The sequence below is a fragment of the Streptomyces sp. NPDC007875 genome, assembly GCF_042868035.1.
Taxonomy (GTDB): domain Bacteria; phylum Actinomycetota; class Actinomycetes; order Streptomycetales; family Streptomycetaceae; genus Streptomyces; species Streptomyces antimycoticus.
Genome location: NZ_JBIADZ010000067.1, coordinates 1 through 17742, shown reverse-complemented (window position 1 = coordinate 17742; position 17742 = coordinate 1). Strand labels below are relative to the sequence as shown.

Annotated in this window: 3 protein-coding genes; all 3 read right to left on the bottom strand. The window is 74.0% G+C overall.

Annotated features, from left to right (window positions below):
* Positions 1-1519 (bottom strand): type I polyketide synthase (locus ACFYOY_RS48445; protein ID WP_388594464.1); only part of this gene is annotated, 1519 nt, incomplete at its 3' end.
* A 16-nt stretch (positions 1520-1535) separates the two neighbouring features.
* A complete protein-coding gene (locus ACFYOY_RS48440; protein WP_388594462.1) occupies positions 1536-13652 on the bottom strand; it encodes an SDR family NAD(P)-dependent oxidoreductase in 12117 nt (4038 codons plus the stop codon).
* A gap of 41 nt (positions 13653-13693) precedes the next feature.
* A partial coding sequence (locus tag ACFYOY_RS48435; RefSeq protein WP_388594460.1) for an SDR family NAD(P)-dependent oxidoreductase occupies positions 13694-17742 on the bottom strand: 4049 nt, incomplete at its 5' end.

Here is a 17742-nt window from a genome sequence, read left to right as displayed (position 1 = left end):
ACGAGAACTCGGTCGCGCCACCCACCCGCCCAGCCAACGCCGCCGCCTGCCCCCGCAACGCCTCCGCACTCCGGGCCGAGAGCACCCACGGAACCACCCCACCCACACCAGAGGAATCCACCCCGGGCACAACCCCCTCAGGAGCTTGCTCCACGATCACATGCGCATTGGTGCCGCTGATCCCGAACGCGGAGACCCCGGCCCGGCGCGGCCGTTCGTTGTTCTGCCACCGCACCGGCTCCGTGAGCAGCCGCACCGCGCCGCCGGACCAGTCCGCGTGCGGGGTCGGCTCATCGACGTACAACGTGGCGGGCAGTAGTTCATGGCGCAGCGCCATCACCATCTTGATCACACCGGCCACACCCGCCGCACCCTGCGTATGGCCGATGTTGGACTTCAACGAGCCGAGCCAGAGCGGCTGTTCGGGCGAGCGGTCCTGGCCGTAGGCGGCGAGCAGCGCCTCGGCTTCGATCGGGTCGCCGAGTGTGGTGCCCGTGCCATGTGCCTCCACCGCGTCCACCTCGGCGGAGGACAGCTGGGCGTTGATCAGCGCCTGGCGGATCACCCGCTGCTGGGAGGGGCCGTTGGGCGCGGTCAGCCCGTTGGACGCGCCGTCCTGGTTGATGGCGGAGCCACGGATCACCGCGAGCACCTGATGGCCGTTGCGTTGTGCGTCGGAGAGCCGCTCCAGCAGCAGGAGCCCGACGCCCTCCGAGAAGCCCGTGCCGTCGGCGGCGGCCGCGAAGGGCTTGCAGCGGCCGTCGGGGGCCAGTCCGCGCTGGCGGGAGAACTCCACAAAGGTGTTCGGGGTGGTCATCACGGTCACGCCGCCGGCCAGGGCCAGGGTGCATTCGCCCTGCCGCAGCGCCTGGCAGGCGAGATGCATGGCGACCAGCGATGACGAGCAGGCGGTGTCCACCGTCACCGCCGGCCCCTCCAGGCCGAGGGTGAAGGCCACCCGGCCGGAGACGACGCTCAGGGTGTTTCCGGTGAGCAGATATCCTTCCGCGCTCTTCTCGATCTGCGGGGTGCCGAAGCCGAGAATTCCGGCGCCTGCGTAGACCCCGGTGGGGGTGCCCTTGAGCGAGGTGGGGTCGATTCCGGCGCGTTCGAGCAACTCCCATGAGACTTCTAGCAGTTGCCGCTGCTGGGGTTCGGCCGCCAGGGCCTCGCGCGGGCTGATGCCGAAGAAGGCGGCGTCGAAGCCGTCGGCCCGGTCCAGGAATCCGCCGTGGCGGACGTAGCTGGTGCCGGAGTGGTCGGGGTCCGGGTGGTAGAGGGCCTCGAGGCGCCAGCCGCGGTTGGTCGGGAACTCCCCGATCGCGTCCCCGCGCGAGGCGACCAGTTCCCACAGGCCCTCGGGCGAGGCGATCCCGCCGGGGAACCGGCAGGCCATGCTCACGATGGCCACCGGCTCCTGTGACCGCTCCTCCATCTCGCGAAGCCGCCGACGCGTCTGCCCCAGATCGGCCGTGACCTTCTTGAGGTACTGGCGGAGCTTCTCTTCGGTACCCGACATCAGTTCCGCGCCTCCATCAGGGCAGTTCACGGTCAATGAGCTCGAACATCTCGTCGTCCGAGGCGGCTTCGAGGGCGTCGAAGTCGGTCGCGTCGGCCGGGACGCCCGACCCGCCGCCGTTCCATGTCGCCAGCAAGGCGCCCAGCCGTTTGGCGATCCGCTGCCGGCCTTCGTCGTCCGTGACGAGGGTGGCCAAGGTGGTGTCCAGCCTGGCCAGCTCGCCCAGGACCGGGTCGACGGCGTCCCGGCCCGGCGCGGCTCCGTCGCCGGGTGCGAGCCGTTCCAGCAGGTAGTCGGCGAGCACTGCCGCTTCCGGGTAGTCGAAGACGAGGGCGGCGGGCAGCCGCAGACCGGTGGCGGCGGCAAGCCGGTTGCGCAGTTCGACGGCGGTCAGCGAGTCGAAGCCCAGCTCCTTGAAGCTGGCCTCGGCCTGTACCGCGTCCACATCGGCGTGGCCGAGGACCGTGGCGGCGTGGCCACGGACCAGGTTGAGCACGAGTCGGTGCCGTTCGGCCGTGGACAGGCCCGCGAGCCGGGTGCCCCAGTCGACCTGCCGGCCTTCCCCGGCGGCCGCCGCGGTGCGCCGCCCGGTGCCGCCACCGCCGCCCGTGGCGGCCAGGGCGCGCAGCGTGGCGGGCAGGCTGTCGGCGGGCAGTCCGGCGAGGGTGCGGGTGTCCACGTGTGCGGCGACCAGATGGTCACCGCCGTGCTGAACGGCGGCGTCGAGCAGGGCCAGACCGTGCCGGGTGCTCAGTGCGGCGACGCCGGTACGGGACATCCGGGCCAGATCCGCCTCGGCCAGGTGTCCGGTCATCCCGCTGGCGTCGGCCCACAGGCCCCAGGCGACCGATACGCCTGGCAGCCCGACGGCCCGCCGCTGGGCGGCGAGTGCATCGCAAAAGGCGTTGGCGGCAGCGTAGTTGGCCTGCCCGGGGCTGCCGAGTGTGCCCGCGGCAGAAGAGAAGAGGACAAACATGCCGAGCCGCAGATGGGCCGTGGCCGTGTGCAGATGGGCCGCGGCCGTGGCCTTGGCCGTCCAGACCCGTGCCAGCCGTTCGGGGGTCTGTGCGGTCACCACCGCGTCGTCCAGCACACCGGTGGCGTGGATGACTCCGGTCAGCGGATGCTCGGGGTCGATGCCCGCCACCAGATCCGCCACCGCCGGGGCGTCGGTGACATCCGCCGCCGCGAGGCGCACCCGCGCGCCCAGCTCCTCCAGCCGGGCGGCCAGGTCGCGGGCGCCCGGAGCGTCCGGCCCCCGCCTGCTCACCAGCAGCAGATGGCCAATCCCCCAGGTGCGGACGAGATGTTCGGCGATGTAGGCGCCCAGGGTGCCGGTGCCGCCCGTGATCAGCACCGTGCCATGCGGGTCGACCGCGGCGGGTACGTCGAGCACCAGCTTGCCGGTGTGCCGGGCCTGGCTCAGCTGTCGTAGCGCGTCCCGCGCCCGGCTGAGCGGCCAGGGCCGTACGGGTGCGGGCCGCAGCGCTCCGGTCGCGAACAGCTCGCTCACTTCGCGCAGCATCTCCCCGATGCGGTCCGGCCCGGCGTCGGGGACCAGGTCGAAGGCGCGGTAGCGGACGCCCGGATGCGTGGCCGCGAGATGCTCGGGATCGCGGATGTCGGTCTTGCCCATCTCGGAGAGCCGTCCACCGTCGGCCAGCAGCCGCAGGGAGGCATCGACGAAGGGCCCGGCGAGGCTGTTGAGCACCACATCGACGCCACGCCCGCCGGTGGCCTCGCGGAACCTCTCCTCGAAGTCCAGGTCGCGCGAGGAGGCGCGATGCGCCTGGTCGATGCCCATCTCCTCGAGCACCCCGTGCTTGCCGGGGCCGGCCGTGGCATAGACCTCGGCGCCCAAGTGGCGGGCGATCTGCACGGCCGCCATGCCGACACCGCCGGTCGCGGCGTGGATCAGCACCGTTTCGCCGTCCCGCAGCCCGGCCAGGTCCACCAGCCCGTACCAGGCGGTGAGGAACACCACCGGTACGGCGGCCGCCTGCCGGAAGCTCCAGCCGTCGGGGATCGGCACGACCATGCGCGCGTCCGCCACCACCCAGGGACCGAACGCACCCTCGAACAGGCCCATGACCCGGTCGCCCACCGCGAGCCCGGTCACCTCCGGGCCGATGTCCACGACGATGCCCGCGCCCTCGCTGCCGCGGAACACCCCGCCTCCGGGGTACATCCCGACGACGATCAGCGCATCGCGGAAGTTCATGCCCGCCGCGTGCACCGCGATCCGGACCTCTCCCGGCCCCAGTGCCTCCAGCGCCTCGGGGCACGGCACGGGTGTCACATTGTCCACGGTGGACGCGCCCCGCACGGCGAGTCGCCACGCGGGCTCCCCCACCGGGCCCACCAGGCCGCCGCTGCCGGGGCCGCCCGCGCGGATCAGACGGGGCGCCCACACTCGGCCGGAGCCCACCGCCACCTGCGGTTCGTCGAGGGCGACGGCCCTCAGCACACCGTCCAGCACCGCCGCGCCGATCTCATCGGCGTCGGGAGCGCCATGCGGATCGCGATCGAGCAGGATGAACCGCTCCGGGTTCTCCGCCTGTGCGCTGCGCAGCAGCCCCCACACCGCGGCACCGGCCGCGTCCACGGCTCCGGCGTCGGAGCCCTCCGCCACCGGGCCGCCGGCCGCGACGGCGCCGTGTGTCACCACCATCAGGCGGCTTTCGGCCAGCCGGGGCTCGGCCAGCCAGCCCCGCAGCAGGTCCAGGGTCCGCCGCACGGCCGCCAGGGCATCGGCCTCGGTGGCCCCCATGTCCACGGCCACCGTCGAGGCCGGTACGGCGGTCAGCGCCACCGAGGGCGCGGGTGTTCCGGCGTCGAGCGCCGCGACCAGCGACTCCAGGTCCGAATGGCGGACCACGCCCGGCAGGCCCAACTCCGCGGCCTCTGCGCCCAGGGCCACCCAGCCGCCGCCCCCGGCCACCGGCTCGGGCAGCCCCGTGCCGGCCCCGGGCGCCGTCTCGGGGAGCGGGATCCAGTCGAGGGTGAACAGTCCGTCCACGGCGCCTCGGCCGGCGGTTCGCAGCTGATCCGTACGGGCGGGGCGCAGCACCAGCGAGTCGACCGTCAGGACCGGGCCGCCGACGGCGTCGGCCACGGTCAGCCGCAGCGCCCGCTCGCCGTCCGCGCCCTGCTCACGCGGGGACAGCCGGACGCGTACGGTGGTCGCTCCGGCCGCCCACAGCGATACCCCGTTCCAGGTGAACGGCAGCCACACCTGGCCGGTGTCGCGCTCCTGCTCGGTCCCGGCGGTGAGCATGCCCGCCGGGTGCAGCGCTGCGTCCAGCAGCGCCGGGTGGATGCCGAATCCGGCCCGGTCGCCCGCCGCTTCGGGGAGCGCCACCTCGGCCAGCACATCAGCCCCGTCGCGCCACAGGCTCCGGACGCCCTGGAACGCCGGCCCGTATCCGTATCCGGCGGCCGCCGCGCGCTCGTAGAAGCCGTCCGTGTCCACCGGCTCCGCGCCCGCCGGGGGCCAGGCTCCGTCGGGCCGGGGTGCCGGTTCACCGTGGGGACCGAGTACGCCGGCCGCATGGCACACCCAGACCGGGTCCGCGGTGGTATCGGCGTCGCGGTCGGGCCGGGAGTACACCCGTACGTCGCGGCGGCCGTCGTCGGCGGCCTCGCCCACCACCACCTGGACGCGCAGCCCGCCGGTGTCGGGGAGGACGAGCGGGACCTGCAGCGCGAGTTCCTCGACCGCGCCGCAGCCCGCCTCGTCGGCGGCCCGCAGCGCCCATTCGACCTGGGCCGCGCCCGGCACCAGCCGGGCGCCCGCCACCACATGTTCGCCGAGCCAGCCCTCGCCGCCATCGGCCGTCAGCCGTCCGGTGAGCAGATGGGTGCTGCCGTCGGCGAGCTCCACTGCCGCGCCGAGCAGCGGGTGATCGGCGGAGACCAGGCCGAGGTCGGCGGGGTCGCCGCCCCGGCCTGCGGCGCCTTCGAGCCAGTAGCGCTCACGCTGGAAGGCGTAGGTGGGCAGCGGCACCGTGCGGGGCGCGGGGTCGGTGGGGAACAGGGTGGTCCAGTCGACTTGGGCTCCCGCGGTGAACGCCTGGGCCAGCGACCGCACCAGCTGGGCGAGGTCGCCGTGGTCCCGGCGCAGGGTCGGTACGGTGGCGGCGGGAACGCCCGCCTCCTCGAAGCTCTCCTGCATGCCGACCGTGAGGACGGGGTGGGTGCTGGCCTCGATGAACACCCGGTGGCCATCGGCCAGCAACGCCTGAACCGCCTCGGCGAACCGCACCCGCTCCCGCAGATTCCGCACCCAGTAGCCCGTGTCCAGCACGGAGGAATCGGCCCGGCCACCGGTCACCGTGGAGTAGAACACCACCCCGGCCCCCGACGCCCCGACCGGCTCAACTCCCCGCAGCAGTTCGGTGAGTTCCTCGGCGATCTCGTCGACCTGGGGACTGTGCGAGGCGTAGTCCACCTCGATCGTCCGGGCACGTTCCCCGATGTCACGGCAGGCGGCCACGGCGGTGGCCACCTGCTCCGGCGGCCCTGACACCACAGTGGAGGCGGGGCCGTTCACGGCGGCCACGACCACGGCGGCGGCGCGGTCGCCGAGCCCGGACAGCAGATCGGTGGCCTGTTCCTCACCTACGCCGAGGGAGGCCATGGCCCCGCCGCCGGCCAGTTGGCGCAGCGCGCGGCTGCGAAGGGCCACGATCCGGGCGCCGTCCTCCACGCTGAGCGCCCCGGCCACGCAGGCGGCGGCGATCTCGCCCTGGCTGTGGCCCACGACGGCGGCGGGCCGCACCCCGTGGCCCGCCCATACGGCGGCCAGGGACACCATCACCGCCCACAGGACGGGCTGCACCACATCCACTCGGCTGAGATCGCCCGCGCCGTCCACGCCGCGCAGCACATCGGTGAGCGACCAGTTCACGTGGGGTGCGAGCGCTCGTTCGCACTCCGCCACCCGGGCGGCGAACACCGGGGAGGCGTCCAGCAGTCCGGCGCCCATCCCGATCCACTGGGAGCCCTGGCCGGGGAAGACCAGTACCGGGCCCGCACCGCCCGTGGTGGCGGCCGTGCCCGTGTGCACCACGCCCGGGTGGGTCTCGTCGGCAGCCAACGCCTGGACAGCCGCCATCAGTTCGGCGCGGCTCTCGCCGACCACCACGGCGCGGTGGTCGAAGAGGGTGCGGGAGCGGATGAGGGACCAGCCCACCGCGACGGGCGAGGCCGTGGGGCCGGTGGCCAGCCGCGCGGCCAGCGTCCGCGCCTGGTCCCGCAGCGCCTCGGCGCCCCGCGCGGACAGCACCCAGGGCACCACCCGGGGGCCGACGGGCTCGGGCTCGCGCTCGGTGTGCTGGGCCTGGTCGGGGGTCTGTTCGAGGATCACATGGGCGTTGGTGCCGCTGATGCCGAAGGAGGAGACGCCCGCGCGCCGGGGACGCTCGGTCCGTGGCCACTCGACCGCCTCGGTCAGCAGCCGCACTCCGTCGTCGTCCCATTCCACATGCGGGCTGGGTGCGTTGATGTGGAGGGAGGCGGGCAGCAGGCCGTGGCGCATCGCCATGACCATCTTGATCACACCGGCCACGCCCGCGGCAGCCTGGGTGTGCCCGATGTTGGACTTGATGGAGCCGAGCCACAGCGGGCGTCCCTCGGGCCGCTCCTGCCCGTACGTGGCCAGCAGCGCCTGGGCCTCGATGGGGTCGCCGAGCGTGGTGCCCGTGCCATGGGCCTCCACCACGTCGACGTCCGCCGGGGAGAGGCGTGCGGTGGCCAGGGCCTGGCGGATCACCCGCTGCTGGGAGGGCCCGTTCGGGGCGGTCAGGCCGTTGGAGGCGCCGTCCTGGTTGATGGCCGACCCACGGATCACCGCCAGCACCTCACGGCCGTTGCGGCGCGCGTCCGACAGCCGCTCCAGGACGAGCAGGCCGATGCCCTCGCCCCAGCCGGTGCCGTCGGCCGCCGCGGCGAACGGCTTGCAGCGGCCGTCCGGGGCCAGTCCGCGCTGCCGCGAGAACTCCACGAAGGTGTTCGGTGTGGCCATCACCGTCACCCCGCCGGCCAGGGCCAGGGTGCACTCCCCCTGCCGCAGGGCCTGTGCCGCGAAATGCATCGCCACCAGCGATGAGGAACACGCCGTGTCCACCGTCACCGCGGGCCCCTCCAGGCCGAGGGTGAACGCCACCCGGCCGGAGGCGATGCTCGGTGTGCTGCCGGTCATCAGACGGCCCTCGACGCCCTCCGGGGTGCGGCCCAGAAAGCGGCTGCCGTAGTCGTCGTACATGACCCCGGTGATCACCGCGCTCCGGCTGCCCCGCAGGCTCACCGGGTCGATGCCCGCGCTCTCGAACGCCTGCCACGCGGTCTCCAGCAGCAGCCGCTGCTGGGGGTCGGTGGCCAGCGCCTCGCGCGGGGAGATCCCGAAGAACTCGGCGTCGAACCGCGGGGCCTCGTAGAGGAATCCGCCCTCGCGGGCGTAGCTGGTGCCGGTGTGGTCCGGGTCGGGGTCGAAGAGGCCCGCGAGGTCCCAGCCGCGGTCCGCGGGGAACTCCCCGATCGCGTCCACGCCCTCGGCCACCAGCCGCCACAGCTCCTCGGGGGAGCCGACGCCGCCCGGATAGCGGCAGGCCATGCCGACGATGGCGATCGGGTCGTCGTCGGCAGCCACGAGGGTGGCCGTCGGCGGGAGCGGTGTCTCGGCCGCGCTCCCGACCAGCCGCTCGCGCAGGAAGCGCACCAGGGCGTCGGGGGTCGGATAGTCGAAGATGACGGTGGCCGGGATCCGGGCGCCGGTGGCCGCGTTGAGCCGGTTGCGCAGATCCAGCGCCGTCAGCGAGTCGAAGCCGAGGTCCTGGAACGCCCTGCCCGGTTCGATGGCCTCCGGCGCGGGGTGGGCCAGCACGGTGGCGACCTGGTCGCGTACCAGCTCTCCGATGAGCCGGTCCTGGTCCTCGGTGGGCAGCCCGGCGAGCCGCCCGGACAAGGAGCTCGTCCCGGTGTTCCGCGCGGCCTTCGTGGGGGCGTGCACCAGCCGCCGCAGCACGGGTGGAAGTGGTCCGGCGGCGGCCCGGGTGCGCAGCGCCGCGAGGTCGAAGCGCGCAGGGACGAGCGTGGGGTGGTGGTCGGTGGTGAGCGCCGTGTCGAGCAGCATGAGGGCCTGCTCGTTGGAGACGGGGGCGATCCCGGAGCGGGCCATCCGGGCGAGGTCCGCGTCGTCCAGGTGGCCGGTCATGCCACCGGCGGACGCGAGCAGCCCCCAGGCCAGCGTATGGGCCGTCCGCCCCTCGGCGCGGCGGTGTTCGGCGAGGGCGTTGAGGAACATGTTGGCCGCGGCGTAGTTGGCCTGGCCGCCGTTGCCCATGATGGAGGCGGCGGAGGAGAACATCACGAACACGGCCGGGTCCATGTCCCGGGTCAGCCGGTGCAGATGCCATGCCGCGTCCAGCTTCGGCGCCAGTACGGTGTCGAGTTGCCCGGGGGTCATGGCGGTGACCACACCGTCGTCGAGCACCCCCGCGGCGTGGACGACGGCCGTCAGCGGATGCGCCGCGGGGAGGGTGGCGAGCAGCGCGGCCAGCGCATCGGGGTCGGCGGCGTCACACGCGGTGATGCGTACGTCCGCCGCGCCCAGCGCGGTCAGTTCGTCCGCGAAGGCGTCGATGTCCTCCGTGATGCCCCCGCGCCGGCTGACCAGCAGCAGATGGCGGACACCGTGTGCGGTGACCAGATGCCGGGCGACCAGCCGGCCCAGCGCTCCGGTGCCACCGGTGATCAGGGCCGTGCCGTCCGGGTCGAGGGCGCGGGGCGGGGTGTCCTGATCGGGGCGGACCTTGACCAGACGGGGCACATGGGCCGTTCCCGCCCGTACCGCCACCTCGGATTCGGCACCGGCGACGGCGGCCGGAAGGGCGGTGCGCAGGACATCGCGCGACGCGGTGTCGTCGTCCAGGTCGAGCAGCAGGATGCGCTCCGGGTGTTCGGCCTGGGCGGCGCGGACCAGGCCCCATACGGGCGCGGTGGCCAGGTCGGCGGGGCCGTCCCCGGGGCCGGTGGCGACCGCGCCACGGGTGGCGATGACCAGCCGGGCCCCGCTGAACCGCTCGTCCGTCAGCCAGGTGCGCAGCGCGCCGAGGACGTGGTGGACTGCCGCGCGGACGCGGGCGGGCGTCTCGTCCGGGGGTGTTGTGGTGTCCGGTGCGCCGGGGCATGCGAGGACGACGATGTCGGGGGCGGGCTGTCCGTCGTCGAGGGCGGCCCGCAGGGCCGCCAGGTCCGGATAGGCCGGGAGGTCCGGGTCCGGATGTGGGGATCCGACGGTCGCCCAACTCGCCGTGGGCGGGGCCGTGTCGGCGGAGACCGGATACGTCTGCCAGTCCAGGCGGTACAGCGGGGCGTCGGCCGTGGCGTCGCGGGCGGAGCGCCAGCGGTCGGCGGAGACCTCGCGCAGCCCGAGGGCATCGATGGTGGCCACGGACGCGCCGTCGTCGTCGGTCAGCCGCAGCGTGATGGTGTCCGGGGCGGTGGGGGTGATGTGCACGCGCAGCCGGGTGGCGCCGGAGGCGAAGAGCCGCACCCCGCTGAAGGAGAAGGGCAGTCTGACGGTCTCCTCGGCGCCGTCCGGCGCGTGGTCGCCGCCGAAGAGCTCTTCCACCGGATGCAGGGCGCTGTCGAGGAGGGCGGGGTGCAGTCCGTAGCCATCGGCCTCGCCGCGCTGTTCCGGGGCCAGGCGTACCTCGGCGAACATCTCCTCGCCGAGCCGCCATGCGGTGTGCAGTCCGCGGAAGGCGGGCCCGTAGGTGTAGCCCTGCGCGGTCAGCCGGTCGTACAGGTCCGCCACGTCGACCGGGGTGGCCCCGGCGGGTGGCCAGGCGGTGGCCCGCGGTTCGTCGTCGGGCGGTGGCGTGACCTGGTCGGCCAGTACGCCGGTGGCGTGGTGGCGCCAGGCGGCCGGGGCGTCCAGGGCGTCGCCGCCCTCGTCGGCGGGGCGGGAGGCGATGGTGACGGTCCGTCGTCCGGTCTCGTCGGGCGCGGTGACGGCGAGCTGGATCCGTACCGCGCCGGAGGCGGGCAGGATCAGCGGCGTCTCCAGGGTGAGGTCGTCGAGCAGCCGGCAGCCGGTGTGCGCGGCGGCGAGGAGGGCCAGCTCCAGCAGGGCCGTACCGGGCAGGGGCACGCTGCCCCCGATGGTGTGGTCGGCGAGCCAGGCGTGGGTGTGCGGGGACAGCCGGCCGGTGAGCAGCAACCCGCCGTCGGGTGTCTCCACCGCGGCCTGGAGCAGGGGATGCCCGGTCGGGCCGAGGCCCACGGCGCGCACGTCGGCGGTGGCGTTCGGGACGGGCCGCCAGTACCGCTGCCGCTGGAACCGGTAGGTGGGCAGGTCGACACGGCCCGCGTCCTTGGGGAGGGCGGAGGCGAAGTCGACCGTGCCGCCGTCGATGTGCGTCAGGGCGAGCGCGGTCAGCAGCGTACGGGGCTCGTCGCGGCCCGGGCGCAGGGCGGTGGCGAACACGGGCGCGGGGTGGGGGGTGTCGGGCACGTCGGAGGCATCGGCGGGGGATGTCGCGGCGGTCAGGGCGTCCTGGGCCATGGTGGTGAGGACGGCGTCCGGACCGAGTTCGAGGTAGCGCGTCACGCCTTCGCCGTGCAGGGTGCGCAGACCGTCGTGGAACCGTACGGGCTCGCTGACGTGGCGCACCCAGTACTCGGGGTCGCGGAGCTGCTCCGGGTCGGCCGGCCGTCCCGTGACGTTGGAGATCACCGGAATGCGCGGTGCGTGGTAGGTGAGCCGCCGCGCCACGTCGCGGAAGTCGTCGAGCATGGGATGGAGCAGGGGCGAGTGGAAGGCGTGGCTGACGCGGAGCCGCTTGGTGCGGTGCCCTCGCTCCTTCAGGGTGCGGGCGATCTCGTCGACGTCTTCCGTGGCTCCGGATACGACCACCGAGGTGGGGCCGTTGACCGCGGCGAGCGCCACGCGGTCCGCACGGCCGGTGAGCAGGGGGAGGACCTGTTCCTCGGTGGCTTCGACGGCCGTCATGGCGCCGCCGGACGGCAGGGCCTGCATCAGCCGGCCGCGGGCGGCCACCAGCTCGCAGGCGTCGGGAAGGGACAGCACGCCCGCCACATGCGCGGCCACCAGCTCGCCGACGGAGTGGCCGGTCAGGAACGACGGGGTGAGGCTGAACGACTCGACGAGCCGGAAGAGCGCGGTCTCCAGGGCGAAGAGGGCCGCCTGGGTCACGCCGGTGCCGTGCAGGGCCCGCGCCTGGTCGGTGTCCTCGGCCGCGAAGAGGGTGTCGCGCAGCGGGCGGCCGAGCAGCGGGTCCAGATGGGCGCAGGCGTCGTCGAGGGCGGTGGCGAACACATCGAAGGTCCGGTACAGCTCACGGCCCATACCGGGCCGCTGGCTGCCCTGCCCGGTGAACATGAAGGCGGTGCCGCCGGAGCGGGCCGCCGCCGTGGCCCGGGTCAGCCCGGGGTGGCCCCCGCCCTCGGCCAGGGCGCGCACGGCGGCGAGCAGTTCGTCGCGGTCCTCGCCGATGGCCACGGCCCGGTGTTCGAGGGCCGAGCGGGTCCGGGCGAGCGACCAGCCCACATCGGCCACGGGCAGCCCGGGGTGGGCGGTGAGATGCGCGGCGAGTGCCTCGGCCTGGTCCCGTAACGCCTGGCCGGTTCGGGCGGACACCACCCAGGGCACCACGCGCCCGACCTGTGGTGCGATGTCCACGGCGGTCGGGCCGGGGGTCCGGTCCGGGGCCGAGGGCTCGTCGACGGGGGCCTGTTCGAGCAGCAGATGGGCGTTGGTCCCGGAGATGCCGAAGGAGGACACCGCCGCCCGGCGGGGCCGCTCGCCGCGCGGCCAGTCGACGGCTTCGGTGAGCAGGCGCACGGCGCCGGTGTCCCATGCCACATGCGGCGTGGGCTGATCGACGTGCAACGTGGCGGGCAGTGTCTCCTGCCGCATCGCCATGATCATCTTGATGACGCCGGCCACGCCCGCGGCGCCCTGGGTGTGCCCGATGTTGGACTTGACCGACCCCAGCCACAGCGGCCGGTCCTCGGACCGGTCCCGGCCGTAGGTGGTGAGCAGCGCATGGGCTTCGATGGGATCGCCGAGGCGGGTTCCGGTGCCATGTGCCTCCACCACGTCCACTTCGGCCGGGGACAGCCGTGCGTTCGCCAACGCCTGGAGGATGACGCGCTGTTGGGAGGGGCCGTTGGGCGCGGTCAGGCCGTTGGAGGCGCCGTCCTGGTTGATGGCCGAGCCCCGGATCACGGCGAGCACCTGATGGCCGTTGCGGCGCGCGTCGGACAGCCGTTCCAGCAGCACCAGGCCGACGCCCTCGGAGAAGGCGGTGCCGTCGGCGTCGGCGGAGAACGCCTTGCACCGGCCGTCGGGAGCCAGCCCGCGCTGCCGGGAGAACTCGGTGAAGACGTTCGGGACGGCCATCACCGTCACCCCGCCGGCCAGGGCCAGGGTGCACTCGCCCTGCCGCAGCGCCTGACCGGCCAGATGCATCGACACCAGCGAGGACGAGCAGGCGGTGTCCACCGTGACCGCCGGTCCCTCCAGACCGAGGGTGTACGCCACCCGGCCAGAGAGCACACTGGGCGCGTTGCCCGTGACCAGATAGCCCTCAGCGCTCTTCTCGATGTGCGGGGTGCCGAAGCCGGGAAGCGCGGTCCCGGCGTACACGCCCGTCGAGGTGCCCTTCAGCGAGAGCGGGTCGATTCCGGCGCGTTCGAGCAGTTCCCAGGCCACCTCCAGCAGCAGCCGCTGCTGCGGGTCGATGGCCAGCGCCTCGCGCGGGCTGATCCCGAAGAACTCGGGGTCGAACCGGTCGGCGTCGTAGAGGAAACCGCCCTCGCGGGCATGGCTGGTGCCAGGGTGGTCCGGGTCCGGGTGGAAGAGTCCCTCCAGGTCCCAGCCGCGGTCGGCCGGAAACTCCCCCATGGCGTGCGCGCCGGAGGCGAGGAGCCGCCACAGCTTCTCGGGCGAGTCGGCCCCACCCGGGTAGCGGCAGGCCATGCCGACCACGGCCACCGGCTCCTGGGAGCGGTCCTCCAACTCGCGCAGCCGCTGACGCGTTTCGTGCAGATCGCCTGCCACTCGCCTCAGATAGTCGACCAGCTTCTCTTCATTAGCGTGCGTCATAGAGGGTCACCCGGCCTTCAGCGAAGGGCGCGCCACGTTGTTCATGACAGGCCAAGTTCGTTGTCGATGAATTCCAGAACCTGATCGGCGGTCGCCACCTGCAACCGCTCCACGGCCTTGCCGTCGTCCGCCTCCGCCGGCGAGCACATCGCCTTCCACTTGCACAGCAAGGTCTCCAGCCGGGCGGTGACCGCGCCGGAGTCCACGTCCTCGACGACGACGGCCGACAGGCTGTTCTCCAGCCTGACCAGCTCGTTGAGGACGGGGTGGGGCTGGGGAACGCCGGGGCCCGCGGCGCCCGGCTCACCGTCCGGCGAAAGCTCCTGGCGCAGATGCTCGGCCAGCACCGCCGCCTCCGGATGGTCGAAGACGAGGGCCGCGGGCAGCCGCAGTCCGGTGGCCGCGGCCAGCCGGTTGCGCAGCTCCACGGCGGTCAGCGAGTCGAAGCCGAGGTCCTTGAACGACGCGTCCGGCTGCACCACACCCGGATCGGCGTGGCCGAGCACCGTGGCCGCCTGGGTACGCACCAGGTTGAGCAGCAGCCGATGCTGTTCGGTGGACGGCACCCCTCGGAGTCGGCCGGCCCAGTCGGTGGTCTGGCCAGCTGCGGCCGCCGTGGGCCGGGCCCGCCCGCCGCCGCCGACGGCAGCGGCGAGTGCCCGCAGGGGGGCGGGGAGGGCACCGGGTGGCTGTGCGGCGAGGGAGCCGGTGTCCAGGTGGAGCGCCAGCAGATGCGGATGGCCGTGGTGGCAGGCCGCGTCCAGCAGCGCCAGCCCCTCCTCGGTGCTGTTGGCCTTGATGCCCAGACGGCCGATCCGGGCCAGATCGGCGTCGGCCAGCCGCGCGGTGAGACCGCTGGTGGCCGCCCAGAGCCCCCATGCCACCGACAGCCCGGGGAGCCCGGCCGCCTGGCGGCGCGTGGCCAGGGCGTCGCAGAAGGCGTTGGCGGCGGCGTAGTTGGCCTGGCCGGGGGTGCCGAGATCGGAGGCAAAGGAGGAGAACAGGACGAACATGCCCATCCGCAGATGCGCGGTGGCGGTGTGCAGATGGGCCGCCGCCGCGGCCTTTGCCGCCCAGGCCCGCGCCAGCCGCTTCGGGTCCTGCGAGGGCAGCATGGCGTCGTCCAGCGCCCCCGCCGCGTGCACGACACCGGTCAGGGGGTGCGCCGGGTCGACGCCTGCGAGGGCCTCGGCCACTTGGGCGGCATCGCCGATGTCGCAGGCGGCGATTCGTACATCGGCCCCCAGGTCGGTGAGGTGGGCCAGCAGCTCCGGTGCGCCGGGGGCGTCGGGGCCGCTGCGGCTCACCAGCAGCAGGTGGCGGATGTTCCAGGCGCGGACGAGGTGTTCGGCGACGTGTCGGCCGAGGGTGCCGGTGCCACCGGTGATGAGCACGGTGCCCTCGGGGTCCACCGGGGCGGGGACGTCCAGGACCAGCTTGCCAGTGTGCTTGGCCTGGCTGAGATACCGCAGCGCCTCACGCGCCCGGCTGAGCGGCCACGCCCGTACGGGAGGCGGCTCCAGCACACCGGAGGCGAACAACTCGCCCAGCGCATGCAGCATCCCGCCGATACGCTCCGGACCGGCATCGGCGATCAGGTCATACGCGTGATAGCGGACCCCGGGATACTCCGCAGCGATGCGCTCCGGGTCGCGGACATCGGTCTTGCCCATCTCCAGCAACCGGCCGCCTTCGCGGAGGAGACGGAGCGAGGCGTCCACGAACGGCCCGGCGAGACTGTTGAGCACCACATCCACACCCCGGTCGCCGGTGGCGTCCCAGAGTGTCTCCGCAAAGTCCAGATCGCGTGAGGAGGCCCGGTGCGCCTCATCGATGCCCATCGCCTCCAGCACCGCATGCTTCCCCGGGCTCGCCGTGGCGTAGACCTCCGCGCCCAGGTGGCGCGCGATCCGCACCGCGGCCGTCCCCACACCACCGGTCGCGGCATGGATCAGCACCCGCTCCCCCGCCTGGAGCCCGCCCAGCTCCACGAGGCCGTACCAGGCCGTGAGGAACACGACGGGGGCCGCGGCCGCCTGCCGGAAGGTCCAGCCCTCGGGGATGGGCACGACCGTACGGGCGTCCGCCACGGCCTGCGGGCCGAACGCGCCCTCGAACAGGCCCATCACCCGGTCGCCCACCGACACATGGGTCACCTCGGGGCCGATCTCCCGCACCACACCGGCGCCCTCGCTGCCCCCGAACACCGCGTCCCCGGGGTACATCCCCAACACGATCAGCGCATCGCGGAAGTTGACGCCCGCCGCGTGGACATCGATCCGCACCTGGCCCGCCCGCACAGGTTCCAGTACCTCCTGGCAGGCCACCGGCCGCACGCCGTCCACCGTCCCTGCGCCCTCAAGCCCGAGCCGCCACGCGGACCGCCCCACCGGGGCAGCCAGGCCCCCGCTGCGCGCGGCACGCACCAGCCGGGGCATCAGCGCCCGCCCCGCGCGCAGCGCCAGCTGCGACTCGTCCGTCTCCACGGCGCGTGCCACGGCGTCGGTCACGAGGCGGGCGGACGCCTCGGCGTGAGGGTCGAGATCGAGCAGCAGGAAACGTGCCGGGTTCTCGGCCTGCGCGCTACGCACCAGACCCCATACCGCGGCACCCGCCGCATCCACGCCCTCGGCCATGGGATCAACGCCATCCGGGTCACCGGTCGCGACGGCGCCACGCGTCGTCACCACCAACCGGGCCTCGGCCAGACGTGGCTCGGCCAGCCAGTCCTGCAGCAGCGCCAGGACCCGCTCCGCCGAGGCCAGACCGTCGGCCGCGCTCCCGCCACCCCACGCGTCCACCGGCTTGGCGGGCTCAAGGACCAGTACGACCGCGGGGGCGGGCGTGCCCGTGTCGAGCGCGCTGATCAACGCCTGCGGATCCGGATGGCATACGGCGGCGGACCCGGCCGGGGCCCTGTCCCCGGGCCCCAGGATCGCCCAGCCGGCGTCATCGGCCATGTGGTCCGTGGACTGCCCGCCGCCGTTGGGCGACGCGGGAACCGGCAAGGGAACCCACTCCATGACGAACAGCCCATCCGCGCACGGGCGTTGGACCGTACGCAGCTGATCGGCGCCGGCCGATCGCAGCACCACCGCGTCGGCGCTCAGCACCGGGGCACCCAGGGTGTCCGCCACGGTCACCCGCAGCGTGCGCTCCCCCTCCGCGCTCGGCTCGTACGGAGAGATCCGCACCCGTACCGTGGTCGCCCCGGCCGCCCACAGCGACACCCCGTTCCAGGTGAACGGCAGCCACACCCGGCCATCGGCCGACTCGGCCTCGTCGCTCGTGGACCCCTCGGTCAGCAGAACGGGATGCAGCGCGGCGTCGAGCAGCGCCGGGTGGATGCCGAATCCCGTCCCATGCCCCGCCGCTTCGGGCAGCGCCACCTCGGCCAGCAGATCCGCACCCTCCCGCCACACGGCGCGCAGCCCCTGGAAGGCCGGGCCGTACGCATACCCCGACGCCGCGATGTGCTCGTAGAGGTCCACGGAGTCCATCGGCTTCGCACCCGCCGGTGGCCACACCCCGCCCAGCTCCTCCACCGGCCCGGAGCCCTCGGAAGGCGGGCTCAGTACGCCCTCGGCATGGCACAGCCATCCGGCCGCCGTGTCGCCACCATCGTCGGGACGCGAGTACATCCGCACATCGCGTCGGCCATCGGCGCCCGGCCCGCCGACGACCACTTGCAGGCGGACCCCGCCGTGGGGCGGCAGCACGAGCGGCACCTGGAGCGCCAGCTCCTCCACACCCCCGCAGCCGACCTCGTCGGCGGCCCGCAACGCCCACTCCACCAGGGCCGTCCCGGGCACCAGTGCCGCGCCCGCCACCACATGGTCGGCGAGCCAGCCATGGGACTGTGCCGAGAGCCGTCCCGTCAGCAGATGGCCCTGGCCGTCGGCGAGTTCCACGGCGGCGCCCAGCAACGGATGCCCCGCGGCGACGAGGCCGAGGTCGGTGGGATCGGCTCCCCGGCCGCCGCTGAGCCCGTCGAGCCAGTAGCGCTGGTGCTGGAAGGCGTACGTGGGCAGATCGACCGTACGAGGCGTGGGGTCGGCCGGGAACGCGGCCCGCCAGTCCACCCCGACCC

Excerpts from the sequence above, each read along its gene's own strand:
- ACFYOY_RS48440 (WP_388594462.1), bottom strand. The coding sequence starts at position 13,652 with ATGACGCACGCTAATGAAGAGAAGCTGGTCGACTATCTGAGGCGAGTG.